Raw genomic sequence first — 25,161 nt, forward strand, 5'->3', positions numbered from 1 at the left:
GCCTTTAAAATAATTGATATAATGGAGTTTGGTTTATGATGAAAAAGTTAAAATATATTTTTATTTTCGGTATTATATTTGCTGTCGTGTTCTTTTTCGAGAAAGATAAAATTATGAAAAAGGCACAAGAATTTCGGTTAGACCTTTTCTCTGAGATGAAAGAAAGTGCAATGATTACAGAGGTTCCGTTTATTAGACAGTTACCTGAATTACCTAGAGGTTGTGAAGTGACAAGTTTAACTATGCTACTACAACATAAAGGTGTACAAGTAGATAAGATGCAACTTGCTAGTGAAATTCATCGCGTTCCATTTAAACAAGATGGTTTGCATGGAAATCCGTATGAGGGATTCGTTGGAAATATTTACACGAAAGCTGAGCCGGGATACGGTGTATATAATCAACCGATTTTTAATTTAGCAGAAAAGTATGTTCCTGAAAAAGTAATTAATTTAACGGGTAGAGACGTGCAAGATCTATATAAAGTAATTAGTTCTGGTTCTCCAGTATGGGTAATTATTAATACAACGTTTAAACCATTAGCCGAAAGTAGTTTTGAAACATGGAATACGAGTTCAGGTGAAGTGAAAATTACATATTATGAGCATAGTGTTGTAGTAATTGGATATGATCAAAACTTTGTATACGTAAATGATCCTCTTGCAAACAATCCACGAAAAGCTGTTCCTCGTGCTGAATTTGAAAAGGCATGGGAGCAAATGGGGAAACAAGCAATTACTATTTTATAAAATGAAAAGTCATCTTGAGATGGCTTTTTCTTTTTAAATATTCATTATAGAAAATTCTGAAAATTCTTTCGGAAGTTAACGATTCACGCTATAATAACATTTAACTTGGTAAAGAAGGGGAGAAGAGAAATGGATGTCGCAAAGGAACTTGTTTTATCAAAGAATCAGTTGATTGAGTGGAGAAGGCATTTTCATAAGTATCCAGAGTTATCTTTTCAAGAGGAAAAAACATCTCAATTTGTATTCGACATACTTCGGGAAATCCCGTATTTAGAAGTCTCAAGGCCTACTAAATATAGTGTAATGGCAAGGTTAATTGGTAGGCAGCCTGGTAAAACTATCGCGGTTCGTGCTGATATGGATGCTCTTCCTATTCATGAAGAAAATAAGTTTGATTTTATTTCTATATATCCAGGTGTGATGCATGCGTGTGGTCACGATGGTCACATGGCAATATTGCTTGGTGTAGTACATAAGTTGGTAGAGGAAAGAGAGAAAGTTAAAGGAGAGATTCGCTTTTTATTTCAACATGCAGAAGAAAACTTTCCAGGCGGTGCAGAGGAAATGGTCGCAGCGGGAGTGATGACAGGTGTGGATTACATTATTGGTGCTCATCTTTGGGCGTCATTAGAGGTTGGAAAAGTAGGTGTAATTTATGGTCCTGCGATGGCGGCGCCGGACGTTTTTAAAATTACGATAGAGGGAAAAGGTGGGCATGCTGGAATTCCGCATGAAACAGTTGATAGTATCGCCATTGGTGCGCAAGTAGTTTCGCAAATTCAGCAAATTGTATCTCGCCTCACGAATCCGTTAGATTCTCTCGTAGTATCTGTTACGCAATTTCATTCTGGGACAACTCATAATGTTATCCCGGAACAAGCGGAGATTGAAGGGACAGTGAGAAGTTTAAGGCATGAATTAAGAGAAGAAACAAAGAAGAAGCTTGAAAGGATTGTAAAACATATTACAGAATCCTACGGTGCTAAGTATACATTTTCTTATGAATATGGATATCGCCCAGTTGTGAACGATTATGAAGTTACAGAGCTTATTGAACATACAGCATTACAGCTGTATGGAAGAGAAAGAGTTGTTCGTTTACAGCCAACGATGGCAGGGGAAGATTTTTCAGCATTTTTACAAAAGGCACCAGGGACGTTCTTTTTTATAGGGGCAGGAAATGAAGAGAAGGGAATTATATATCCGCATCATCACCCTCGTTTTACAATTGACGAAGACGCATTACCAATTGGAGTGGAAGTCTTTGTATCATCCATTATGAATTTTATAAGTAAAGGAGAATGAGATGAAAAAAATACACGTGCTAGCACTTATTCCAGTTCTTTGTTTAGTAGTTGGACCAGTATTTGCAAATTCGGTCACTCCTTACGTATGGGGGATGCCATTTTTATTATTTTGGGTACTATTATCAGTGCTCATTACGTCTCTTTGTATGGGTCTTGTGTACGTATTCGATCCTGCTAATAAGGGGGACGTAAAATGACTGCATTATTTATCATTATTATATTTTTGTTTCTCGCACTATTTTTAGGAATTCGGGCACAACATGGAAAAGATATGAATTTAGAACAATGGTCAGTTGGAGGAAGAGGATTTGGAACTATTTTCGTTTTTCTCCTTATGGCAGGGGAAATTTATACGACGTTCACATTTTTAGGAGGAAGTGGCTGGGCTTATAGTAAAGGAGCTCCTACATTTTATATTTTAGGGTATGGTGCATTAGCTTATATTTTATCGTATTTCTTATTGCCTCCAATTTGGAAGTATGCAAAAGAACATAACCTCATTTCACAATCAGATTTCTTTGCGAAGAAATATAGGAGTAAGACGCTTGGGGTAATTGTTTCAATTATTGGTGTTATTTCGATTATCCCGTATCTTGTTTTGCAATTAAAGGGATTAGGAATTATCGTTTCGGAAGCTTCCTATGGAAGAGTGACACCTGTTATTGCGGTATGGATTGGTGCTATTGTTATAACTATTTATGTAATGGTTTCAGGTATACATGGATCGGCTTGGACAGCTGCTTTGAAGGACATTATGATACTATTCATCGTTATGTTTTTAGGTATATATTTACCGTATCACTATTACGGAGGATTTCAACCGATGTTTGAAGTTGTAGAAGCTGCAAAACCAGGTTTTTTATCTTTACCTGAAAAGGGAATGAGTATTTCTTGGTTTGTTTCTACTATTATATTAACGGCTCTCGGTTTTTATATGTGGCCTCATACATTTGCCTCAGCTTTCTCAGCGAAAAGTGAAAAAGTATTTAGGAAAAATGCAGCAATTATGCCTCTCTATTCTTTAGTTTTGCTTTTTGTGTTCTTTGCAGGTTTTGCTGCTATCTTGCAAGTTCCAGGGTTAAAGGGAGCGGATGTAGATCTTTCATTATTCCGTCTGGCTCTTCAAACGTTTGATCCATGGTTTATTGGTATTATTGGTAGTGCAGGAGTGTTAACGGCATTAGTTCCAGGTTCCATGCTTGTTATGGCGGCATCTACGTTGTTAGCAAAAAATATTTACCGAACAATGGTGCCATCTGCTTCAGATAGACAAGTTGCAAAAGTAGCTAAGTTATTTGTACCTGTTGTAACGCTTGTTGCAGTATTGTTTACATTTAAAGGGGGAGAAACGATAGGGGCTCTTCTTTTAATGGGGTACAGTATAGTTACGCAACTTTTCCCTGCACTTGTATGTAGTTTGTTTCCACGTCAAATTATTACGAAGCAAGGAGCGATTGCAGGAATGGGGATTGGGTTGTTAATTGTCGCATATATTACCTTATCTGATTCAACTATAGCTACGATGTTTCCGAGTTTTCCGCAATATATAAAAGATTTAAATGTAGGTATAGTCGCATTGTTAATGAATATGATTGTGATGTTTATCGTTAGTGGATTCACAAGAAATGTATCTGTAAAGACCGACAATATAATAGTAGAAAAGTAATTCGTATGTTAGAGCTATCTTCGAAAAGAGATAGCTCTTTTTTGTATATATTTTCTTCTATTAGCGGAATCTAACTAAAAACTTGTTGAAAAGGAAGTTAGGTGGGGAAATTGTTAGAGCTAAAAGGTAACTTGTTTGAAGTTATGAAGGAAATTAGAGATGAGTTAGGTTCACCTAATGATTTAACAATTAGAGAAGTTGCTCTTGCTGGTAGTTTTACACGTTGTGCGGTTGTTTTCTTATGTGGATTGACAGATAAGGATAATGTTTATAAATATGTAGTTCGTACACTTCAATATGAAGAAATACCAAATGAAGCAGCTGTGGTTCAGATATTATTGGATCGTTTTATTTCTATTGCAGAAGTCGGTATGAAGACGACTTTTCCAGATATTATAAATGCGGTTTTAGCAGGAGATACAGTTATATTAATTGATAATATTCAAACGGCTATTGTTGTTAATAGTAGAGCTTGGGAAAAAAGAAGTCTAGAGCCGCCAGTGACAGAAGATTTAATTCGTGGACCGAGGGTTGGGTTAAATGAAGATATTAATGTGAATAAAATGTTAATTCGCCGTGGTTTACGTGATCCGAAGTTACGGTTTCAATCTTATATTATGGGGAAGCGATCGCAGAAAGAAGTAACCCTAGTATATATAGAGGATATTATTAACCCTTACATCGTAAACGAGCTAGATCGGCGTCTTCAATCCATAGTGACAGATGTCATTTTTGAGACAGGAACGATTGAACAATTAATTCAAGATAATAATTTATCGCCGTTTCCGCAGTTTTTAAATACAGAAAGACCAGATAATATAGTGGCTGCATTGGCGAAAGGGAAAGCGGCCATTTTAGTAGATGGGTCACCATTTGCTCTTATAGCTCCACTAGTGTTTGTTGATATTTTTCAATCTGTAGAAGATCATTATGAGCGTTGGATAATTGGAACGTTATTAAGAATGTTACGTATGGGATCAGGGATCGCTGCTGTTTTATTACCTGCCATGTACGTAGCGCTTGTATCGTATCATCAAGGGCTTATTCCATCTAAACTAGCTTATTCCATTGCGGGAGCGAGAGAAGGGGTACCGTTTCCTGCTTATATAGAAACGTTAATGATGGCATTAACGATGGAATTAATACGAGAAGCCGGGATTAGGCTTCCGAAACCGATGGGGCAAACAATTGGCATCGTAGGCGGTCTTGTAATTGGAGAAGCGGCAGTAAATGCGGGGATTGTAAATCCGTTTTTAGTAATTATTATTGCGGTTACCGCAATTGCTACATTTTCACTTCCTGTATATAGCATTACGATTACATTTCGAATTTTACTTTTCGTCTTCGTGTTAGCTGCAACTGCTTTTGGGTTATACGGAATCATTTTAGCTCTTATTGCACTTGCGATCCATATTACAAATTTAAAGAGTGTTGGGGTACCGTATACAACACCTATTGCCCCTGCTTTTTATAAAGATTGGGAAGAAGAATTGGTTCGTCTACCAAAATCAATGTTAAAAGAGAGGCCAGAATATTTACAAACGAAAGACTCTACACTACGTCCAAAGGAGCGAGAGTAATTGAAGCCATTTGAATATGGGGATGAAGAAATTGGATCTCGGGAACTTGGTTTTGCGGTATCGTCAACAATTATCGGTATAGGTGCATTATCTATGCCTCGAGATATTGCTGACCAAACTTTATTTTCGGATGGTTGGATTATTTTGCTTTTGGGTGGATTGATATGTGCGGTTTTAGGGTGGTTTGTAACGAGGATAGCTATTTTATTCCCAAAACAAAACTTTGTTCAATATACAAGTGCACATTTGACGAAGCCTGTTGCATACACAATTAGTAGCATTTTAGTATTAACATTTGCTGCTTTGACCGCATATGAATCGCGAATGATTGCAATTATTTCACAAACATATTTATTTAGTGATACACCAATACAGCTACTCTCTTTCTTCTTCTTATTAGTTGTTATTTATGGAGTAGCAGGATCGAGAGCGGCTTTAGTAAGGTTAAATGTTCTATTTTTACCTATCGTGTTCATTGCGATAGTGTTGCTTTCTTTATTGAATGTGAATTTAATGGAAATAAACAATTTACTACCAGCTTTTCAAACGAACGCAAGTCAATATGCTGTAGGAGTTAAAAATTCTATTTTCACATTTATCGGATTTGAGGTAGCTCTGTTTTATGCTGTGATGTTGAACGATAAGACAGCGAAAAAAGCGCCAATGGCAGTTGCAAAAGCAGTGATGGTAAATGTGCTGTCATACATTTTAATTTATGTAACTTGTATTAGCGTTTTTTCGTATATGACAACCCGTGGATTGACGTATCCAACAATTGAATTGGGTAAAGAAATTGAAATTGGTGGAGGTTTTTTAGAAAGATTTGATGCCATTTTTTTTACTACTTGGATTATTACTATTTATAACACTACAGCAATGTATTATGACGTCGCATCTTTATTATTTTGTGCTATGTTTCCGAAAGTGAAGAAACATATTTTCATTTTTGTAAGTGCCCCGATTATTTTTATGGCGAATATGATACCTAGTAATTTGAATAATTTGTCAAGTTATGGGACTTATTTAGCTTGGATAGATATGGGGTTTGTCGTGCTAGCGCCTTTGTTAGTTTTTATTGTATATAAAATAAAAAGAAGGAATGGTAGAAATGAAACACCTTCTTAAAATTATAATGGTTATGGTTTTAGCTGGATCTATAAGTGGGTGCTCTGAGCTAGAAGAAATAGAAGAAAGAGGATTTGTAGTAGGCGCAGCTTACGATATTGTGAAGGAAAAGAAATCGAATCCAATTATGAAAGGGACGTATCAGATGGTACTTCCCAGTAAGTTAGCGCAACAAGGTGGCCAAGGCGGTGGAGATAGTGAAAATTATATTAATGTTAGTGCGAAAGCAGATAGTGTCTTTGAGCAAATACGAATTATTGCTAAAAAAATTAGTCGCTCACTATTCTTTCCGCATATACAAGTGATAATTTTTTCTAAAGATTTACTAGCGAATCCATATGTTTTACAAAATACGTTAGATGTATATATTCGTGATCACGAGATGAGAAGAAATATTCGTTTGTTCGTTTCTAAGAAAAATGCAGAAGCCATTTTAAAACAGAGTGCCAAGCCTGAGAACTTACCGGCACAGTATATTGATATGTTAGCTGAGCATCCTCCGAAAAATGCTCAAATGATTGAAGCTGCAAGAATTGGTGAGGTACAGCAAAAAATGATTGCTAACCAAAGTTTCGTATTACCTATTCTCGAACTAACAAAGCAGGGGGTACAAATGAACGGGGCAGCGTTGTTTCGTGGAAAAGATAATAAGTGTGTAGGCAGTTTGAATGGAGAAGAAACATTAGGAATGAATTATGTAATAGGTAAAAAAATTGGAGGGTTCTATACTATCCGTAAACAAGGTCAGCTTGTTACATACGAAATTCATAAGATGCGCCGAAAGATTAAAGTATCTACGGAAAATGCTACAAAACCGAAGTTTGATATCCATTTATCTTTGGAAGGGACCTTAGCAGAGTTGCATTTTAGTGATCATAAACAAATTATGAATGAAAAGCGATTAAAGAAAACCATTGCGGAGGAAATGGAGAAGCGTATCCAAAAATCGATTAAGCTTGTTCAAAAAAAATATAAGGTAGATGTACTAGCGTTAGGAGAAGTATATAAGCGGCATAATTATAAAGAATGGAAGAAGATAGATAAGAATTGGGATCAAGGTGAAAATTATTTTAGTAATGCTGAGGTTACTGTTCATGTTCATCCGACAATTGAGCATTCAGGTTCAGCTTTACCGAAGAGAGTGAAATAAGGTGATTTAAGTTGTTTACTGGACTAGGAATTAGTTGCACGATATTAATGGCGATTCTTCCGGGAGCCATATACTCCATTCATAAAAAAATCACAACGTATGGAGCTCAGCCGTGGAAAGAAAAAAAGAAACCTGAATAATTTCAGGTTTCTTTCGCGCAAAGCATATGTGAAGGGGGATACCTTCTATGTATGCTTTGTTTTTTATACAAGTCCTAACCAATGTACCAATTGTGTAGAGAGGAATGTCACAACAATGGCAATAACAGTAGGGATTGCGAACGATAAGAATGTCCATTTTGCACTTTTTGTTTCTTTATATATGTTAACTAGTGTTGTTCCACACGGGAAATGAAGGAGTGAGAACAACATTGTGTTTAAAGCTGTTAACCAAGTCCAACCATTTTCTAAGAATAGATTTTTAATTTGATTAAAATCATCTATTTCAGTTAAAGCGCCAGTTGATAAGTAAGACATTAATAAAATCGGGATGACAATTTCATTAGCTGGTAGCCCAAGAATGAATGCAGCTAGAATAAAGCCGTCAAGTCCTAACATTTTAGCGAATGGATCTAGAAAGTTTACAAAATACATAAGTAAGCTTGTGTCACCGATGAAAATATTAGCAAGTAACCAAGTTAATGCAGCTGCAGGGGCAGCTACAACTACAGCTCGTTTTAAAACATATATTGATTTATCGAGTGTTGCACGTACAATTGTATTCCAAATTTTTGGTTTGCGGTATGGTGGTAACTCTAGTGTGTAGTGAGTTGGAACGCCTTTTAAAGCTGTTTTCGATAGTACCCAAGAAACAGTTAATGTCATAATAACACCAATTACAACCATTCCAACTACGACACCTGCAGTAACAAATGTTTGCATACTTCCTGTATAGCCAGCGGCCATAAATAGTGAAGCCATTAAAATTAACATAGGCCAGCGCCCATTACATGGAACGAAGTTGTTTGTTAAGATTGCAAGCATACGTTCACGTGGTGATTCAATAATACGTGTTGACATAATGGCAGCTGCATTACAACCGAATCCCATTGCCATTGTTAAAGATTGCTTGCCATGTGCACCAGATCGTTTGAATAAGCGGTCCATGTTAAATGCGACACGTGGTAAATATCCGTAGTTTTCTAATAGTGCGAACATAGGGAAAAAGATTGCCATAGGTGGTAACATAACGCTTATAACAGCACTGGTACCACGGAATAAACCAAGTATTAAAATGCCATGTAACCATTCAGGTGCATGCATTGCTTGGAACCAAGATGTTAAATATCCTTCTACCCAGCCAAAGAACTTAGCAATCATATCAGAAGGTACGTTAGCGCCTGCAATTGTAAGATAAAAAATAATAGATAAAATACCGAGCATAATTGGGAATCCCCAGATTGGAGATGTGAAAATTTTATCTAGTTTTTCAGAACGATACAATTTATCGGTATTTGTATATTGAACAGCTTCTTTACATATACTTGCGGAGGTTCGATAAATATCTCCGACAATATCATCTCGTATATCTTCTTTTGAAAGTGTTTGTGCATGTTGAACAATATAGTCCAGCGGAAGAGCTTTACTGGCTGAGTGAGATTCCATTGATTATAACCTCCCTTACAAGTGGTTCGTTATGATGTTTTTGAAGTGTAGTTAAGAAATTTTTATCTCCATCTAATATACGTAATGCAATCCAACGTGCTGGATACGTATCACCGAATACTTTATAAATTTGTGGTTCTAATTCTTGAATCATATTTTCGATTTTTTCATTATAAGTAATTTTAATTGGTGTTGGAATGAGTTTTTTATTTGCTACTTTAGCGATGACATTTAGCAAATGACCAATGCCTACTCGGTTGCGAGCAGAAATCTTCACTACAGGTACACCGAGTGATTTTGCTAACTTCTTTTCGTCAATAATGATTCCTTTTTTCTCCGCTTCATCAATTAAGTTAATACAAATGACCACATCGTTTGTCATTTCCATCACTTGGAGTGCTAAATTTAAATTTCTTTCCATTGCAGTTGCGTCAATAACAACTACAGTTACTTCTGGTTTTTCAAATATAATATAATCTCGTGCTACTTCTTCATCTGCCGAATTTGAATACAGTGAGTAAGTTCCAGGTAAATCTATTATTGTATATATATTTCCGCCATGCTTATATTCCCCTTCAGCCTTTAAAACAGTTTTCCCCGTCCAGTTTCCAGTATGTTGTTTTAAGCCTGTTAAAGTATTAAATAATGTACTTTTCCCGGTATTCGGGTTACCAGCTAACGCAATACGATGGTTACTCATCTGAAATCATCTCCTATTAATACCCCGAAAATAAGGGAGCTTTCTTCACTACGCAGTGCAATAGTTGTGTTGCTTACTTGATAAGCGACTGGGTCTCCAAGTGGGCTGCGTTGTAATACTTTAATTGTCGCTCCAGGAAAAAAGCCTAAATCTAATAAACGTCGTTTCATAGTTCCTTCTAATTGTATCTTCTCAATTTGTACAAATTCCCCTGTTCTGAATTCGGAAAGGGGTTTAGTATTAGCCGATACCATAAAAGTTACCTCATCTCTATATTTTTAGTTTTAGTTTAAAAAGTTTCCTTAGGTAAACTTTTTGATACTAATATAGTAGACTACATTTAATGATGCTGTCAATTAGTACTTTAAAAATATTCAAATATTTTTAGAATTGTTCCAATTTATTTAGTTGTACCGAAAAATATTACTGGAATTCTTCTTAAAGTAAGAGTGTAAAAGCTTAAAAATATAGGGGAATTGTAAATGTAGTTTTAACCTAAAGGGAAAAATACAGAAAATCATTTACATTGAATTTACATTGTTAAGATTAAATTTACAATACTACGTGTTTAGTGTGGGTTTTGTTGGCTTTTTCAACTGTAAATGTTGGAATGTCTAGCTTTTAGGGGGTGTTATCTCTATTTACTTAAACTTAAAAATTGCTTAACACTCACATAATATTGTTGTCCTACAATGAATTTGTGTTCGAAAGAAGATGAATTCGAAAAGTGATAATCCAAATGGGGGTACAAGACATGGTTATGAAAAAGGGTATTAAATTTTCTTTAGCGGCTTTAGTTGTTGCAGGTGCATTAGTTGGATGTGGAAAAGCAGAAAGTACGGATAATAAGGAAGCTGCTAAAGGTAGCGATGTAAAACAAGAATTATCAGGTACGATTGCAGCGGCTGGCTCTACAGCTCTTCAACCTCTTGCGGAGGAAGCTGGAAAGAAATTCATGGAGAAAAATTCAAAAGTTTCTATTCAAGTTCAAGGTGGCGGTAGTGGAACTGGGATTAACCAAGTAGCATCTGGTGCAGTACAAATTGGTAACTCAGATGTTCCAGCTGGAGATAAAATAAAAGATGCTGAAAAAGCAAAAGAATTAGTAGATAACAAAGTTGCGGGTATCGCATTCGCACTTGTCGTAAATAAAGATGTAAAAGTTGATAACTTAACAGTAAAACAAGTGCAAGATATCTTCACTGGAAAAGTAACGAACTGGAAAGAAGTAGGCGGAAAAGATGAAAAAATCAATGTAATTAACCGACCAGCTTCATCTGGTACACGTGCTACTTTTGAAAAGACAGTGATGAAAGACGCGAAGATTAATGATGGAACTGGTACAACACAAGATTCTAATGGTGCTGTAGAGCAAGCGATTAACTCTACTCCAGGTTCAGTTAGTTACTTAGCAATGTCTTACATGGTTGGTGAGAAAAAAGGTGCGTTACAAACGGTTAAAATTGATGGATCTGAACCGAAAGTTGAAAACATCTCTGCTGGTAAATATCCATTCTGGTCTTACGAGTACATGGTAACTAAAGGTGAGGCAAAAGAAGCGACAAAAGCTTACATTGATTATGTAAAAGGTAAAGATTTCGAAAAACAAGTAGAAGATATGGGTTACATCCCAATGTCTAAATTAGATAAGTAATAAAATTTTATGGGGCTGGCTGCAAGGCCAGTCCTGTTCAATGCAATCTATGAAGTGGGGTCTGTCCTGTGATGAAGGGGAAAAAACAAATTAATTACGTAAAGAGTGAATATATAGGTAGATCACTTGTTACGTTTTGCGGTATCTTTATTGTTTTTATTACATTAGCTATTATTGCGTTTATTTGCGGCAAAGGCATTCAATCTTTCACGCAAAGTGGTATCTCATTTTCTGAGGTGTTAACTTCGATGAAATGGAATCCAAATGCTGATCAAGGTACGTATGGTGCTGTCATCTTTATTGTCGGTTCGACGCTTGTGTCGTTAGGTGCTGTTGTCATTAGTGCACCAATTGCTATAGCTCTTGCTATATTCATGAATTTAATTTCGCCGAAGTTTGGGAATAAAGTATTAAAGCCTGTTTTAGAATTATTAGTTGGTATTCCATCAGTTGTATACGGATTATTAGGGGTTACGATCTTGGTTCCTCTATTACGGGATTCGTTCGGTGGAGTGGGATTTAGTTTAATTGCGGGTATTATTGTCCTGAGTATTATGATTTTACCTACTATTGCTAGTATTGCCTCTGATGCAATACGCTCTGTTCCGTTTGATTACTTGGAAGCTTCTTACGGTCTAGGATCGACGAAATGGCAAGCGATTAGCCGAGTTATTGTTCCTGCTGCAAAACAAGGAATTTTAACAGGTATAGTTTTAGGGTTAGCGCGTGCTTTTGGTGAAGCGTTAGCGGTTCAAATGGTAATCGGGAACACGATCAAATTACCGGAAGGAATATATAGTCCAACAGCAACGTTAACAGGTATTCTGACAATGGATATGACGAATACATTGAACGGAACAGCTTGGAACAATGCGCTATGGACGTTAGCAATGATTTTACTTGTTATTTCATTCCTGTTTATTTTAGTAATTCGAGCGATTGGTCAAAGAGGTGAGCGATAATAATGAATGCAAGAACGGTAAATAAAGTTTGGACAGGTATCTTTTATGGGGTTGCAGCTTTAGTTGTAGCTTTGCTAGCTTTTTTAATGTACGAAATTCTGCAAAAGGGATGGGGATTTTGGGATCCTAGTTTCTTATTCGGAGAACCAAGCAATACAAGAGCTGGTGGGGGAATTGGTCCACAGTTATTCAATTCTTTCTACATGCTTGTTATAACACTTATTATATCTATTCCTCTTGGACTAGGGGCTGGAATATATTTAGCGGAGTATGCAAAACAAGGTCGTTTTTTAAGTTTTGTTCGTTTATGTATTGAAACAATGGCGTCTTTACCTTCTATTGTTGTTGGACTATTTGGCTTATTAGTATTTGTTACCATGACAGGATGGGGATATACAGTAATGGGTGGAGCTCTTGCTTTAACTATTTTGAATTTACCTGGTTTAACACGTGTTTGTGAAAATGCGATTTCTGAAGTTCCTCATAATGTAAAAGAGGCGAGTCTTGGACTAGGTGCAACGAAATGGCAAACAATTGCCCGCATCATTATCCCGTCTTCGTTACCACAAATCATTACAGGTATTATTTTAGCGGCAGGCCGTATATTCGGTGAAGCTGCGGCGTTAATTTATACAGCGGGTTTAACATCACCTATTTTAAATTCAGCAGCGGACTTCTCGAGCCCCTCGCATCCTTTAAATCCATTTAGACCAGCTGAAACGTTAGCTGTTCACATTTGGAAATTAAACTCTGAAGGGATTATCCCGGATGCGAAGTTAATTGCAACAAAATCTGCAGCTGTATTAATTATTATGGTATTACTCTTTAATATCATTTCTCGTTTCGTAGCATCTGTATTACACAAGCGTTTTACAGGAGCGAAAAAAATTCGTAAAACGACGAAGAAGGTAAAAGCGGCATAAGTTGAAGATGAAAACTCTCTGTTTATAAAACAGGGAGTTTTTTTACGGTCATTTTGTTGCTGGAAGGAAAAGAAGGAGAGTTGTTGAATAGGTAATTTGATATGTGGATATTCGGATGAAAATAGGGAGGGGTTTGAAGGTGTTTTTTCTGCAAATGTCGGGATTTCCTGGATCAGGGAAGTCGACTCTTTCTAAGTGTATCGCTAAGTTAACAGGTGCTGTTATTGTAGATCATGACGTCGTGAAATCAGCTTTATTAAAATCATTAAAGGCAAAAGGTGTTGAACCAACAGTGGTTGGGGGAGTCTCCTATGATATTGAGTGGAAACTGATAGGTTTTTTGTTGGAACAAGAACATAGTGTTATATTAGATAGCCCATGTCTCTATGAGGGGATGCTTGAAAAGGAATAGGTTTATGTCGGAAGTATGGGGCTACATATAAATATATTGAATGTTATCTTAATAATATAGAAGAAATTAATCATAGGTTACAAACGCGTGAACGTAAGATAAGTCAAATTACAAAAGTAGAATCAGAAGTAGCATTTCAAAAATGTCTGGCTGGCAGTAAAAGGCTTTTACATGGTGAATATCTTATTGTAGATTCTGGAGAGCTGCTAGAGAAGTATGGTAAAAAAGTGATGGATTATATTATGGATAGGTAGAGGGATAAAAAGGCGTTATCTTCAATTATGAAGATAACGCCTTTTAGTTTAAATATCAGGTGTTTCTGTAGAAGTGCTTATTTTTCTGCGGGAGCGTCTTTTTCTCCCGATTTTATCTAATAGTTCATACATAACGGGAACGACTACTAATGTAAGAACGGTTGAGACTGCCAAACCACCGATTACAACGACGGCCAGACTTTTCGATACCATACTTCCTGCTTGAGATTGCCCGAAGAGGAGTGGTAGCATAGCGACGATTGTTGTTATAGCTGTCATAATAATTGGACGTAATCTAGTAGATCCTGCTTCTAGTAAGGCTTCTCTTGTTTCCATACCGTTTTCCCGATTTTGTTGCACTCTTTCTATTAATACAATAGCATTTGTAACGACAATCCCGATTAACATTAATGCGCCGATTAATGAATTTACGTCAACAGGTGTTCTTGAAATGATTAATCCTAAAATACCGCCAACAGCAGCTAATGGCAAGGAGAACAAAATTGCAAAAGGAGCGCGCGCCTGCCCGAATGTGATAACCATAATTAAATATACAATCCCGATTGCAATCCCCATAATTTTGAATAAATCTGTGAAGTTCTCTTGCATAGATTCAGTAGCACCTGCGATATTTACTTTTGCTCCGTTAGGTAAATCTAAGTCGGCTATCGCCTTGTTTACTTCTGCGCTTACTTTGCTTAAATCTTCACTTGAAGCTTCTGCAGTAATTTGAATCGTTTCTTTCCCATCTTTATGGAAGATTTCCGTTTGAAGTTGTTTTTCTGAAATAGTTGCAATGTCTTTTAAAGGAATTGGTCCGTTAATAGGTGATAGTATGTTTGTGCTTAAAATATCTTCTTGTTTGTTAATAGATGCCTTTTTATGTTCTATCATAATAGTTGTTTTTTCATTATTGATTGAGATTTCCCCAAGAGGAGATTTCTTCATAAGGAATGATACTTGTTGTGCTACTAATTCTGGTGTTAAACCATGTTGTTCCGCTTTTGTTTGATCGATATGAATTTGCCATTCTTTTTTAGAGTCTTCCATATTTGTTTTTACTTTAGAGAGATCGTCCATACCTTTTAGTTTTGTTTCGACGATGTTAGCGGCCTTTTTTAAATTTGTTTCGTTAGTAGCGGTTACGTTAAATTGTAAGTTGTTTCCGCCTCCGGAATCAGAGTAACTCGTTTTTATATAATCAAGTTCAGCTGGTTCGAAAGCTGTATGATCCTTTTTTAATTCTTTAATATATTGGTCGATGTCAGATCCTTTTTTAAAGACTACAAATATAGTTGCAAGATTGTTTTGAGTTGTCTGTCCCCATTGTGCATCTTCTGCGCTAGATCCCATTCGCAAAATAACATCTGTTACATCAGAATTAGAGAGGAGTTTCTTTTCGAAATCAAAGGCTTTTTGTTTTTTAGCTTCAGAATCATAATCACCTGGAAATGTCATGTTAACGGAAAGCATTGTATCGTCCTCAGACTTTATGTTCGCTTTCGGAAGTAGTATGTAGGCTGCAATTGATCCTGCAAATAATAAAAAAGAAGTGAGTAGAATGATAAACTTATGAGAAAGAGCCCACTTTAATGTAGCGACATATCGCGGTGAAGAATGTGAATTGCGACGTTTTGTTTTTTTGAGCAGTAAAAAAGCCATAAGTGGAACGACTGTTAATGCCACAATTAAGGAAGACAGTATAGAATACACAACTGCTAACACCATAGGTAACATTAGTTTTCCGATTACTCCCGATACGAGACCGATAGGTAAAAAAACGGCGACTGTCGTTAAAGTAGAAGAGGTAATTGCGACGGCGACCTCTTTTGTTGCATCGAGAATAATATCTTTAGAGAAAGATTCTTTTTGTAAACGACGGAAAATATTCTCGATGACAACGATACTATCATCGACGAGACGTCCAACTGCAACGGCTAAGCCACCAAGAGTTAGAATGTTAAGTGTGATGTTAGATTGATGGAGTAAAAATAGTGTTAATAAAATAGATAATGGAATACTAATGACAGCGATGAGTGTTGTTCGGAAGCTGCGTAAAAAGATTAAGATAATGAGAGTTGCAGCAATTGCCCCAAGGATTACTTCTTTTCCCATACTAGTAACAGCATTTTCAACTTGCTCATGAGTTGAAGCTAAAAGTTTAATAGAGAATTGATCTTTATATTGCTTGCTTATATCTTTAATCTTTTTATCAATCTCTTTTCCGATTGCAACCGCATTTTTACTCGGCTCTTTCATGATGATTAATCCTGTTCCTTCTTCCCCGTTTATGTGCGAGATTGTATCGTAATGTTGTTTTAATTCAATTTGAGCAACATCTTGTAATTTTACTTGAGGTGTAACGGTGATATTTTTTATGTCATTTACATTTTTTATATCCCCGATGACACGAAGATTGTATTCTGCCTTATTAACGGTAATTGCTCCGGTTGGAGTGGAAGTTTCTTTTCCTTGTAAAACTGTTAATACTTGCTGTGATGTTACATTTTTATCTTTTAGTTGGTTAGGATCAAGTACGATGGATAATTCGGAAGTTGATTTTCCGAAAAACATAACATTGGCAACACCATCAATGCTTTCGAGTTGTGGTACGATTTCTTTCTCAATTTGTTTTTCGTCAGCTTTTGAAAATCCGTTTTGCTTCTGGATGGTAATTTGAGCGAGTGGAATCATAGAAGTGTTTAATTGGCTAACAACAGGTTTAGTTACATCTTTAGGTAATTTAATCGTATTAATTGTTTTTTCGACTTCGCGTGCCGCGTCTTTCATATTTGCCTTGGATGTATATGCAATGTCGATGCGTGATAATCCTTCATGTGTGGAAGAAGTGATGCCATCGATATGTTCTAAATTACGAAATTGTTTTTCAAGGGGATCAGTTACGTCCTTGATCATCGTTTCAGCATCGAGCCCTTGAGATAATGTCGTAACAGTTATTGCAGGGTTATCGATGCTTGGTAAAAATTCCATAGGTAATTTAGAGCCGGAATAAACACCGAGTATGGAAATGAGAAAAACCATGATAATAATAGCGGCTCGGTTTTTTAATGAAAATTTTGTTAACCTATCCATAAAATAATTCCTCCATTAGTTTATTTATAGTTTTGTGGGCACTTTCTTACTATATAACAAAAATTGGATATCTTTCATTAATTAAATGTAAAAAAATTCTAACAATAGTCTTAATTTAATATTTCGAGGGGAAGTTTGTTATTTGTGGAAGCAAAATTCCTGATTGGAGAGAAAAATCAGGAATTAAAGTTTTGCTCTAGTATAGTGGCCTCGTTTTTTGTTACTCTACATTTAAATGATTATTTGTCCTTCTTAAGCAGAACTATAGTAATTATAAAATTAAAAAAGGAGAAGACTATAGGTTAGGAAGTTATTGTGAAATACTGCCTGGTTGATGATAGTGTATAGTAACTTGTATACAATCAAAATGAATGTTTTTAGTAGAAAGGATAAGGGTTCTTTTTATAGAAGAAAGTAGGATAGATAACTTTTTGTATTTTTTTATAAAAAATACTTGTTATTTAAAAACCATGATGGTATATTAATAAACGTCGCTGATGCGGAAACGCAGAAAACGACAAAAATAAATTCAAAAACATAGTTGACATCGAAAAATGAAGATGTTAATATGATGAAGTCGCTTTTGAAGCGGCAGACAAGTTCTTTGAAAACTGAACGAAACAAACAACGTGAACGTCAATTTTTATTTTTAGATGCTAGACAAACTAACTTTATTGGAGAGTTTGATCCTGGCTCAGGATGAACGCTGGCGGCGTGCCTAATACATGCAAGTCGAGCGAATGGATTAAGAGCTTGCTCTTATGAAGTTAGCGGCGGACGGGTGAGTAACACGTGGGTAACCTACCCATAAGACTGGGATAACTCCGGGAAACCGGGGCTAATACCGGATAATATTTTGAACTGCATAGTTCGAAATTGAAAGGCGGCTTCGGCTGTCACTTATGGATGGACCCGCGTCGCATTAGCTAGTTGGTGAGGTAACGGCTCACCAAGGCGACGATGCGTAGCCGACCTGAGAGGGTGATCGGCCACACTGGGACTGAGACACGGCCCAGACTCCTACGGGAGGCAGCAGTAGGGAATCTTCCGCAATGGACGAAAGTCTGACGGAGCAACGCCGCGTGAGTGATGAAGGCTTTCGGGTCGTAAAACTCTGTTGTTAGGGAAGAACAAGTGCTAGTTGAATAAGCTGGCACCTTGACGGTACCTAACCAGAAAGCCACGGCTAACTACGTGCCAGCAGCCGCGGTAATACGTAGGTGGCAAGCGTTATCCGGAATTATTGGGCGTAAAGCGCGCGCAGGTGGTTTCTTAAGTCTGATGTGAAAGCCCACGGCTCAACCGTGGAGGGTCATTGGAAACTGGGAGACTTGAGTGCAGAAGAGGAAAGTGGAATTCCATGTGTAGCGGTGAAATGCGTAGAGATATGGAGGAACACCAGTGGCGAAGGCGACTTTCTGGTCTGTAACTGACACTGAGGCGCGAAAGCGTGGGGAGCAAACAGGATTAGATACCCTGGTAGTCCACGCCGTAAACGATGAGTGCTAAGTGTTAGAGGGTTTCCGCCCTTTAGTGCTGAAGTTAACGCATTAAGCACTCCGCCTGGGGAGTACGGCCGCAAGGCTGAAACTCAAAGGAATTGACGGGGGCCCGCACAAGCGGTGGAGCATGTGGTTTAATTCGAAGCAACGCGAAGAACCTTACCAGGTCTTGACATCCTCTGAAAACTCTAGAGATAGAGCTTCTCCTTCGGGAGCAGAGTGACAGGTGGTGCATGGTTGTCGTCAGCTCGTGTCGTGAGATGTTGGGTTAAGTCCCGCAACGAGCGCAACCCTTGATCTTAGTTGCCATCATTAAGTTGGGCACTCTAAGGTGACTGCCGGTGACAAACCGGAGGAAGGTGGGGATGACGTCAAATCATCATGCCCCTTATGACCTGGGCTACACACGTGCTACAATGGACGGTACAAAGAGCTGCAAGACCGCGAGGTGGAGCTAATCTCATAAAACCGTTCTCAGTTCGGATTGTAGGCTGCAACTCGCCTACATGAAGCTGGAATCGCTAGTAATCGCGGATCAGCATGCCGCGGTGAATACGTTCCCGGGCCTTGTACACACCGCCCGTCACACCACGAGAGTTTGTAACACCCGAAGTCGGTGGGGTAACCTTTATGGAGCCAGCCGCCTAAGGTGGGACAGATGATTGGGGTGAAGTCGTAACAAGGTAGCCGTATCGGAAGGTGCGGCTGGATCACCTCCTTTCTATGGAGAATTGATGAACGCAGTTCATCAATAAACGTTGACTTGTTTTGTTTCGTTCAGTTTTGAGAGAACTATCTCTCAAGTTTAAATGTATGTTCTTTGAAAACTAGATAACAGTGTAGCTCATATTTTTTTAATTTTAGTTTGGTTAAGTTAGAAAGGGCGCACGGTGGATGCCTTGACACTAGGAGTCGATGAAGGACGGGACTAACGCCGATATGCTTCGGGGAGCTGTAAGTAAGCTTTGATCCGAAGATTTCCGAATGGGGAAACCCACTATACGTAATGGTATGGTATCCTTACCTGAATACATAGGGTATGGAAGACAGACCCAGGGAACTGAAACATCTAAGTACCTGGAGGAAGAGAAAGCAAATGCGATTTCCTGAGTAGCGGCGAGCGAAACGGAATCTAGCCCAAACCAAGAGGCTTGCCTCTTGGGGTTGTAGGACATTCTATACGGAGTTACAAAGGAACGAGGTAGACGAAGCGACCTGGAAAGGTCCGTCACAGAGGGTAATAACCCCGTAGTCGAAACTTCGTTCTCTCTTGAATGTATCCTGAGTACGGCGGAACACGTGAAATTCCGTCGGAATCTGGGAGGACCATCTCCCAAGGCTAAATACTCCCTAGTGATCGATAGTGAACCAGTACCGTGAGGGAAAGGTGAAAAGCACCCCGGAAGGGGAGTGAAAGAGATCCTGAAACCGTGTGCCTACAAATAGTCAGAGCCCGTTAATGGGTGATGGCGTGCCTTTTGTAGAATGAACCGGCGAGTTACGATCCCGTGCGAGGTTAAGCTGAAGAGGCGGAGCCGCAGCGAAAGCGAGTCTGAATAGGGCGTTTAGTACGTGGTCGTAGACCCGAAACCAGGTGATCTACCCATGTCCAGGGTGAAGTTCAGGTAACACTGAATGGAGGCCCGAACCCACGCACGTTGAAAAGTGCGGGGATGAGGTGTGGGTAGCGGAGAAATTCCAATCGAACCTGGAGATAGCTGGTTCTCCCCGAAATAGCTTTAGGGCTAGCCTTAAGTGTAAGAGTCTTGGAGGTAGAGCACTGATTGAACTAGGGGTCCTCATCGGATTACCGAATTCAGTCAAACTCCGAATGCCAATGACTTATCCTTAGGAGTCAGACTGCGAGTGATAAGATCCGTAGTCAAGAGGGAAACAGCCCAGATCGCCAGCTAAGGTCCCAAAGTGTGTATTAAGTGGAAAAGGATGTGGAGTTGCTTAGACAACTAGGATGTTGGCTCAGAAGCAGCCACCATTTAAAGAGTGCGTAATAGCTCACTAGTCGAGTGACTCTGCGCCGAAAATGTACCGGGGCTAAATACACCACCGAAGCTGCGAATTGATACCAATGGTATCAGTGGTAGGGGAGCGTTCTAAGTGCAGTGAAGTCAGACCGGAAGGACTGGTGGAGCGCTTAGAAGTGAGAATGCCGGTATGAGTAGCGAAAGACGGGTGAGAATCCCGTCCACCGAATGCCTAAGGTTTCCTGAGGAAGGCTCGTCCGCTCAGGGTTAGTCAGGACCTAAGCCGAGGCCGACAGGCGTAGGCGATGGACAACAGGTTGATATTCCTGTACCACCTCTTTATCGTTTGAGCAATGGAGGGACGCAGAAGGATAGAAGAAGCGTGCGATTGGTTGTGCACGTCCAAGCAGTTAGGCTGATAAGTAGGCAAATCCGCTTATCGTGAAGGCTGAGCTGTGATGGGGAAGCTCCTTATGGAGCGAAGTCTTTGATTCCCCGCTGCCAAGAAAAGCTTCTAGCGAGATAAAAGGTGCCTGTACCGCAAACCGACACAGGTAGGCGAGGAGAGAATCCTAAGGTGTGCGAGAGAACTCTGGTTAAGGAACTCGGCAAAATGACCCCGTAACTTCGGGAGAAGGGGTGCTTTCTTAACGGAAAGCCGCAGTGAATAGGCCCAAGCGACTGTTTAGCAAAAACACAGGTCTCTGCGAAGCCGTAAGGCGAAGTATAGGGGCTGACACCTGCCCGGTGCTGGAAGGTTAAGGAGAGGGGTTAGCGTAAGCGAAGCTCTGAACTGAAGCCCCAGTAAACGGCGGCCGTAACTATAACGGTCCTAAGGTAGCGAAATTCCTTGTCGGGTAAGTTCCGACCCGCACGAAAGGTGTAACGATTTGGGCACTGTCTCAACCAGAGACTCGGTGAAATTATAGTACCTGTGAAGATGCAGGTTACCCGCGACAGGACGGAAAGACCCCGTGGAGCTTTACTGTAGCCTGATATTGAATTTTGGTACAGTTTGTACAGGATAGGCGGGAGCCATTGAAACCGGAGCGCTAGCTTCGGTGGAGGCGCTGGTGGGATACCGCCCTGACTGTATTGAAATTCTAACCTACGGGTCTTATCGACCCGGGAGACAGTGTCAGGTGGGCAGTTTGACTGGGGCGGTCGCCTCCTAAAGTGTAACGGAGGCGCCCAAAGGTTCCCTCAGAATGGTTGGAAATCATTCGTAGAGTGCAAAGGCATAAGGGAGCTTGACTGCGAGACCTACAAGTCGAGCAGGGACGAAAAGTCGGGCTTAGTGATCCGGTGGTTCCGCATGGAAGGGCCATCGCTCAACGGATAAAAGCTACCCCGGGGATAACAGGCTTATCTCCCCCAAGAGTCCACATCGACGGGGAGGTTTGGCACCTCGATGTCGGCTCATCGCATCCTGGGGCTGTAGTCGGTCCCAAGGGTTGGGCTGTTCGCCCATTAAAGCGGTACGCGAGCTGGGTTCAGAACGTCGTGAGACAGTTCGGTCCCTATCCGTCGTGGGCGCAGGAAATTTGAGAGGAGCTGTCCTTAGTACGAGAGGACCGGGATGGACGCACCGCTGGTGTACCAGTTGTTCTGCCAAGGGCATAGCTGGGTAGCTATGTGCGGAAGGGATAAGTGCTGAAAGCATCTAAGCATGAAGCCCCCCTCAAGATGAGATTTCCCATAGCGTAAGCTAGTAAGATCCCTGAAAGATGATCAGGTTGATAGGTTCGAGGTGGAAGCATGGTGACATGTGGAGCTGACGAATACTAATAGATCGAGGACTTAACCATATAATATGAAGCAACGTTATCTAGTTTTGAGAGAATATAAAAAACTTATTGACTTTCTAAGTGAATCAAGTATAATAATGTTTGTCTCAATCGAATATAGTCTGGTAATGATGGCAGAGAGGTCACACCCGTTCCCATACCGAACACGGAAGTTAAGCTCTCTAGCGCCAATGGTAGTTGGGACCTTGTCCCTGCGAGAGTAGGACGTTGCCAGGCAAAATGGAGGATTAGCTCAGCTGGGAGAGCACCTGCCTTACAAGCAGGGGGTCGGCGGTTCGATCCCGTCATCCTCCACCATATATGTCGGAGGGGTAGCGAAGTGGCTAAACGCGGCGGACTGTAAATCCGCTCCTTCGGGTTCGGCAGTTCGAATCTGCCCCCCTCCACCATTTCTTAATTATTGGGCTATAGCCAAGCGGTAAGGCAACGGACTTTGACTCCGTCATGCGCTGGTTCGAATCCAGCTAGCCCAGCCATTAAGAGCCATTAGCTCAGTTGGTAGAGCATCTGACTTTTAATCAGAGGGTCGAAGGTTCGAATCCTTCATGGCTCACCATTTTCTTTAAAAATATGCGGGTGTGGCGGAATTGGCAGACGCACTAGACTTAGGATCTAGCGCCTTTGGCGTGGGGGTTCGACTCCCTTCACCCGCACTTTTAATAAAATAACTCAAACATGTCTTGCGGAAGTAGTTCAGTGGTAGAATACAACCTTGCCAAGGTTGGGGTCGCGGGTTCGAATCCCGTCTTCCGCTCCAATTTTCAGTATGACATGCCGGGGTGGCGGAACAGGCAGACGCACAGGACTTAAAATCCTGCGGTGGGTGACCACCGTGCGGGTTCGACCCCCGCCCTCGGCACCATATGCGCCCGTAGCTCAATTGGATAGAGCGTTTGACTACGGATCAAGAGGTTAGGGGTTCGACTCCTCTCGGGCGCGCTTTTATTAACGGGAAGTGGCTCAGCTTGGTAGAGCACCTGGTTTGGGACCAGGGGGTCGCAGGTTCAAATCCTGTCTTCCCGATTTTCCCAAAAACATGGGGCCTTAGCTCAGCTGGGAGAGCGCCTGCCTTGCACGCAGGAGGTCAGCGGTTCGATCCCGCTAGGCTCCACTTTATTTTTTATATGTCGGAGGTATACCCAAGTTCGGCTGAAGGGATCGGTCTTGAAAACCGACAGGCGGCGAGAGTCGCGCGGGGGTTCGAATCCCTCTACCTCCTCCATTTATTTTTAAAACATAATATCGTCGCGGGGTGGAGCAGTACGGTAGCTCGTCGGGCTCATAATCCGAAGGTCGCAGGTTCAAATCCTGTCCCCGCAACCAATGGTCCCGTGGTGTAGTGGTTAACATGCCTGCCTGTCACGCAGGAGATCGCCGGTTCGACCCCGGTCGGGACCGCCATTTTATGTTGGCTCGGTAGCTCAGTCGGTAGAGCAGAGGACTGAAAATCCTCGTGTCGGCGGTTCGATTCCGTCCCGAGCCACCATTTTTTTGTTTTTTTTTATGCCGGCTTAGCTCAATTGGTAGAGCAACTGACTTGTAATCAGTAGGTTGGGGGTTCAAGTCCTCTAGCCGGCACCATTTAGGGGCATAGTTTAAAGGTAGAACTGAGGTCTCCAAAACCTCCAGTGTGGGTTCAATTCCTACTGCCCCTGTAAAGTATATGGGCCTATAGCTCAGCTGGTTAGAGCGCACGCCTGATAAGCGTGAGGTCGATGGTTCGAGTCCATTTAGGCCCACCATATATATTCCGCAGTAGCTCAGTGGTAGAGCTATCGGCTGTTAACCGATCGGTCGTAGGTTCGAGTCCTACCTGCGGAGCCATGGCCCGTTGGTCAAGTGGTTAAGACACCGCCCTTTCACGGCGGTAACACGGGTTCGAATCCCGTACGGGTCATAAAAAAAGAGTCAGCATATTGCTGACTCTTTTTTATTATGTATAAGCCTCTTTTTATCACCTTATTTTCCTGAAATAAATAAAGGGATTTAGGAAAAGCTATGGTATGTATTAAAAGGAGGAGATGAAAAATGACGCAAGTTCGAGAACTTATGAGTACTCATATCGTACATTGTACACCATTAGACAATGTATATGAGGCAGCTGTAAAAATGAAGGAAGAATCGGTTGGATTGATTCCTGTTATTGAAAATAAACAAGTTGTTGGGCTTGTTACTGATCGAGACTTAGTTGTTCGTGGGATTGCTGAAAAACATCCTGGATCTAATCAAATTACAAATGTAATGACAACAAACATTGTTTCAGTTTCTCCAGACGATTCTATTGAAAAAGCTACAGAATTAATGGCACAATATCAAATTAGACGGTTACCGGTTGTTGAGAGCGGTCAACTTGTTGGGATGCTAGCACTAGGTGATTTAGCTATAAAAAAATCAGCAGATGATCAAGCAGGGTTTGCTTTAAGTGAAATCTCAGAGCATATGGAATAAATTATGTATAAAGATCAGATACATTATTCTAGTATATACGGATTAAACTAATATGTTAGCGTGATGTATCTGAGACATTATATAATAAGTATAGAGTCAATATTTTTGACAGTTTTTTTAAATTTGTCATTCCTAATTTTTAATAAGAGAAAAAATGATATACTGAGAGATATAAGTGTTATTATAGATTTTGAATATAACAATATTCGTTGTTAATGATGTAATAATGAATTAATATTTCC

The 25,161-nt window shown here is 39.9% G+C and carries 16 protein-coding genes, 19 tRNA genes, 3 rRNA genes and 1 pseudogene; 35 read left to right on the top strand and 4 right to left on the bottom strand.

Features of this window, described 5'->3' with window-relative positions:
• Positions 1-38 precede the first annotated feature (38 nt).
• The 8 genes from JFU54_RS19725 (at position 39) to JFU54_RS30095 (ending at position 7,717) form a co-directional block, all read left to right on the top strand.
• The gene (locus JFU54_RS19725) at positions 39-749 is read left to right on the top strand and encodes a C39 family peptidase (RefSeq protein WP_033708611.1); all 711 of its coding nucleotides are present in this window, start codon (positions 39-41) and stop codon (positions 747-749) included.
• Between the two features lie 129 nt (positions 750-878).
• Positions 879-2,054, top strand: coding sequence for an amidohydrolase (locus tag JFU54_RS19730; protein ID WP_002167120.1), 1,176 nt, complete (start codon positions 879-881; stop codon positions 2,052-2,054).
• Between the two features lies 1 nt (position 2,055).
• Positions 2,056-2,253, top strand: coding sequence for a DUF3311 domain-containing protein (locus JFU54_RS19735; protein ID WP_002029838.1), 198 nt, complete (start codon positions 2,056-2,058; stop codon positions 2,251-2,253).
• A complete protein-coding gene (locus tag JFU54_RS19740) occupies positions 2,250-3,722 on the top strand; it encodes a sodium:solute symporter family protein (RefSeq protein WP_201065977.1) in 1,473 nt (490 codons plus the stop codon). Before JFU54_RS19735 ends, JFU54_RS19740 begins: the two co-directional genes overlap by 4 nt.
• Positions 3,723-3,823: 101 nt before the next feature.
• Positions 3,824-5,302, top strand: a complete 1,479-nt coding sequence (gerLA, locus tag JFU54_RS19745) for a spore germination protein GerLA (protein ID WP_012260327.1) — start codon at positions 3,824-3,826, stop codon at positions 5,300-5,302.
• Entirely contained in the window at positions 5,303-6,427 is a 1,125-nt protein-coding gene (gene gerLB / locus JFU54_RS19750) for a spore germination protein GerLB (protein ID WP_012260328.1), read from the top strand.
• Positions 6,411-7,577: a Ger(x)C family spore germination protein gene (locus JFU54_RS19755; protein ID WP_201065979.1), complete on the top strand. Its 1,167-nt coding sequence runs from the start codon at positions 6,411-6,413 to the stop codon at positions 7,575-7,577. The genes gerLB and JFU54_RS19755 overlap by 17 nt, the downstream gene beginning before the upstream one ends.
• Before the next feature lie 11 nt (positions 7,578-7,588).
• Positions 7,589-7,717 carry a hypothetical protein gene (locus JFU54_RS30095; protein ID WP_012260330.1) on the top strand — a complete coding sequence of 43 codons (129 nt, stop codon included), beginning with the start codon at positions 7,589-7,591 and terminating at the stop codon, positions 7,715-7,717.
• 63 nt (positions 7,718-7,780) lie between these two features.
• Here JFU54_RS30095 and JFU54_RS19760 read toward each other — a convergent pair whose 3' ends face one another.
• The 3 genes from JFU54_RS19760 to JFU54_RS19770 are packed head-to-tail and all read right to left on the bottom strand — an operon-like array spanning position 7,781 to position 10,135.
• On the bottom strand, positions 7,781-9,181 hold the full coding sequence (locus JFU54_RS19760) for a nucleoside recognition domain-containing protein (protein ID WP_088038481.1): 1,401 nt from the start codon (positions 9,179-9,181) through the stop codon (positions 7,781-7,783).
• Positions 9,159-9,881, bottom strand: a complete 723-nt coding sequence (locus tag JFU54_RS19765) for a FeoB small GTPase domain-containing protein (protein WP_012260332.1) — start codon at positions 9,879-9,881, stop codon at positions 9,159-9,161. The genes JFU54_RS19760 and JFU54_RS19765 overlap by 23 nt, the downstream gene beginning before the upstream one ends.
• Entirely contained in the window at positions 9,878-10,135 is a 258-nt protein-coding gene (locus tag JFU54_RS19770; protein ID WP_002090873.1) for a FeoA family protein, read from the bottom strand. The genes JFU54_RS19765 and JFU54_RS19770 overlap by 4 nt, the downstream gene beginning before the upstream one ends.
• A 500-nt stretch (positions 10,136-10,635) precedes the next feature.
• Here JFU54_RS19770 and JFU54_RS19775 point away from each other — a divergent pair, with 500 nt between their 5' ends.
• The 4 genes and pseudogenes from JFU54_RS19775 to JFU54_RS19790 all read left to right on the top strand — a co-directional run bounded on the left by JFU54_RS19775 (position 10,636) and on the right by JFU54_RS19790 (position 14,086).
• Positions 10,636-11,535 carry a phosphate ABC transporter substrate-binding protein PstS family protein gene (locus JFU54_RS19775; protein ID WP_201065987.1) on the top strand — a complete coding sequence of 300 codons (900 nt, stop codon included), beginning with the start codon at positions 10,636-10,638 and terminating at the stop codon, positions 11,533-11,535.
• A gap of 71 nt (positions 11,536-11,606) precedes the next feature.
• Positions 11,607-12,497 carry a phosphate ABC transporter permease subunit PstC gene (pstC, locus tag JFU54_RS19780; RefSeq protein WP_016101789.1) on the top strand — a complete coding sequence of 297 codons (891 nt, stop codon included), beginning with the start codon at positions 11,607-11,609 and terminating at the stop codon, positions 12,495-12,497.
• A 2-nt stretch (positions 12,498-12,499) separates the two neighbouring features.
• The gene (pstA, locus tag JFU54_RS19785) at positions 12,500-13,420 is read left to right on the top strand and encodes a phosphate ABC transporter permease PstA (protein ID WP_088038486.1); all 921 of its coding nucleotides are present in this window, start codon (positions 12,500-12,502) and stop codon (positions 13,418-13,420) included.
• 139 nt (positions 13,421-13,559) lie between these two features.
• A pseudogene (locus tag JFU54_RS19790) lies at positions 13,560-14,086 on the top strand (P-loop nucleotide/nucleoside kinase family protein).
• A gap of 48 nt (positions 14,087-14,134) precedes the next feature.
• Here the strand turns inward: JFU54_RS19790 and JFU54_RS19795 are convergent.
• Positions 14,135-17,179 (bottom strand): efflux RND transporter permease subunit, encoded by a 3,045-nt coding sequence (locus tag JFU54_RS19795; protein WP_201065989.1) that lies wholly within the window; start codon positions 17,177-17,179, stop codon positions 14,135-14,137.
• Positions 17,180-17,850: 671 nt separating this feature from the next.
• Here JFU54_RS19795 and JFU54_RS19800 point away from each other — a divergent pair.
• The 23 genes from JFU54_RS19800 to JFU54_RS19910 all read left to right on the top strand — a co-directional run bounded on the left by JFU54_RS19800 (position 17,851) and on the right by JFU54_RS19910 (position 24,919).
• Positions 17,851-19,402 (top strand): 16S ribosomal RNA (locus JFU54_RS19800).
• A gap of 146 nt (positions 19,403-19,548) precedes the next feature.
• A 23S ribosomal RNA gene (locus JFU54_RS19805) occupies positions 19,549-22,471 on the top strand.
• A 100-nt stretch (positions 22,472-22,571) separates the two neighbouring features.
• A 5S ribosomal RNA gene (gene rrf / locus JFU54_RS19810) occupies positions 22,572-22,687 on the top strand.
• The 16S, 23S and 5S rRNA genes sit together here with 19 tRNA genes alongside, the layout of an rRNA operon.
• A 5-nt stretch (positions 22,688-22,692) precedes the next feature.
• Positions 22,693-22,768 (top strand) — tRNA-Val (locus JFU54_RS19815).
• A gap of 8 nt (positions 22,769-22,776) precedes the next feature.
• A tRNA-Tyr gene (locus JFU54_RS19820) sits at positions 22,777-22,860 on the top strand.
• Between the two features lie 12 nt (positions 22,861-22,872).
• A tRNA-Gln gene (locus tag JFU54_RS19825) sits at positions 22,873-22,947 on the top strand.
• A gap of 4 nt (positions 22,948-22,951) precedes the next feature.
• A tRNA-Lys gene (locus JFU54_RS19830) sits at positions 22,952-23,027 on the top strand.
• A gap of 16 nt (positions 23,028-23,043) precedes the next feature.
• Positions 23,044-23,124 (top strand) — tRNA-Leu (locus tag JFU54_RS19835).
• A 29-nt stretch (positions 23,125-23,153) separates the two neighbouring features.
• Positions 23,154-23,228, top strand: a tRNA-Gly gene (locus JFU54_RS19840).
• Positions 23,229-23,244: 16 nt separating this feature from the next.
• Positions 23,245-23,333, top strand: a tRNA-Leu gene (locus tag JFU54_RS19845).
• 3 nt (positions 23,334-23,336) lie between these two features.
• A tRNA-Arg gene (locus JFU54_RS19850) sits at positions 23,337-23,410 on the top strand.
• A 10-nt stretch (positions 23,411-23,420) separates the two neighbouring features.
• Positions 23,421-23,494 (top strand) — tRNA-Pro (locus tag JFU54_RS19855).
• A gap of 15 nt (positions 23,495-23,509) precedes the next feature.
• A tRNA-Ala gene (locus JFU54_RS19860) sits at positions 23,510-23,582 on the top strand.
• A gap of 18 nt (positions 23,583-23,600) precedes the next feature.
• Positions 23,601-23,693: transfer RNA gene (locus JFU54_RS19865), tRNA-Ser, on the top strand.
• Positions 23,694-23,717: 24 nt separating this feature from the next.
• Positions 23,718-23,794, top strand: a tRNA-Met gene (locus JFU54_RS19870).
• A gap of 2 nt (positions 23,795-23,796) precedes the next feature.
• Positions 23,797-23,872, top strand: a tRNA-Asp gene (locus JFU54_RS19875).
• Between the two features lie 9 nt (positions 23,873-23,881).
• Positions 23,882-23,957, top strand: a tRNA-Phe gene (locus tag JFU54_RS19880).
• A 19-nt stretch (positions 23,958-23,976) separates the two neighbouring features.
• Positions 23,977-24,052, top strand: a tRNA-Thr gene (locus tag JFU54_RS19885).
• Positions 24,053-24,055: 3 nt separating this feature from the next.
• Positions 24,056-24,126 (top strand) — tRNA-Trp (locus JFU54_RS19890).
• A gap of 10 nt (positions 24,127-24,136) precedes the next feature.
• A tRNA-Ile gene (locus tag JFU54_RS19895) sits at positions 24,137-24,213 on the top strand.
• 7 nt (positions 24,214-24,220) lie between these two features.
• Positions 24,221-24,295: transfer RNA gene (locus JFU54_RS19900), tRNA-Asn, on the top strand.
• Position 24,296: 1 nt separating this feature from the next.
• Positions 24,297-24,368 (top strand) — tRNA-Glu (locus JFU54_RS19905).
• 131 nt (positions 24,369-24,499) lie between these two features.
• A complete protein-coding gene (locus tag JFU54_RS19910; protein ID WP_088038495.1) occupies positions 24,500-24,919 on the top strand; it encodes a CBS domain-containing protein in 420 nt (139 codons plus the stop codon).
• Positions 24,920-25,161 lie beyond the last annotated feature (242 nt).

The sequence above is a fragment of the Bacillus sp. TH19 genome (assembly GCF_016651075.1).
Classification (GTDB): Bacteria; Bacillota; Bacilli; order Bacillales; family Bacillaceae_G; genus Bacillus_A; species Bacillus_A mycoides.

Bases quoted from the DNA above. Each gene is read 5' to 3' on its own strand.
- JFU54_RS19755 (WP_201065979.1), top strand. From the start codon at position 6,411: ATGAAACACCTTCTTAAAATTATAATGGTTATGGTTTTAGCTGGATCT.
- JFU54_RS19740 (WP_201065977.1), top strand. From the start codon at position 2,250: ATGACTGCATTATTTATCATTATTATATTTTTGTTTCTCGCACTATTT.
- JFU54_RS19910 (WP_088038495.1), top strand. From the start codon at position 24,500: ATGACGCAAGTTCGAGAACTTATGAGTACTCATATCGTACATTGTACA.
- JFU54_RS19760 (WP_088038481.1), bottom strand. From the start codon at position 9,181: ATGGAATCTCACTCAGCCAGTAAAGCTCTTCCGCTGGACTATATTGTT.
- JFU54_RS19765 (WP_012260332.1), bottom strand. From the start codon at position 9,881: ATGAGTAACCATCGTATTGCGTTAGCTGGTAACCCGAATACCGGGAAA.
- JFU54_RS19735 (WP_002029838.1), top strand. From the start codon at position 2,056: ATGAAAAAAATACACGTGCTAGCACTTATTCCAGTTCTTTGTTTAGTA.
- JFU54_RS19795 (WP_201065989.1), bottom strand. From the start codon at position 17,179: ATGGATAGGTTAACAAAATTTTCATTAAAAAACCGAGCCGCTATTATT.
- JFU54_RS19775 (WP_201065987.1), top strand. From the start codon at position 10,636: ATGGTTATGAAAAAGGGTATTAAATTTTCTTTAGCGGCTTTAGTTGTT.
- JFU54_RS19725 (WP_033708611.1), top strand. From the start codon at position 39: ATGAAAAAGTTAAAATATATTTTTATTTTCGGTATTATATTTGCTGTC.
- JFU54_RS19730 (WP_002167120.1), top strand. From the start codon at position 879: ATGGATGTCGCAAAGGAACTTGTTTTATCAAAGAATCAGTTGATTGAG.
- JFU54_RS19770 (WP_002090873.1), bottom strand. From the start codon at position 10,135: ATGGTATCGGCTAATACTAAACCCCTTTCCGAATTCAGAACAGGGGAA.
- pstC (WP_016101789.1), top strand. From the start codon at position 11,607: ATGAAGGGGAAAAAACAAATTAATTACGTAAAGAGTGAATATATAGGT.
- pstA (WP_088038486.1), top strand. From the start codon at position 12,500: ATGAATGCAAGAACGGTAAATAAAGTTTGGACAGGTATCTTTTATGGG.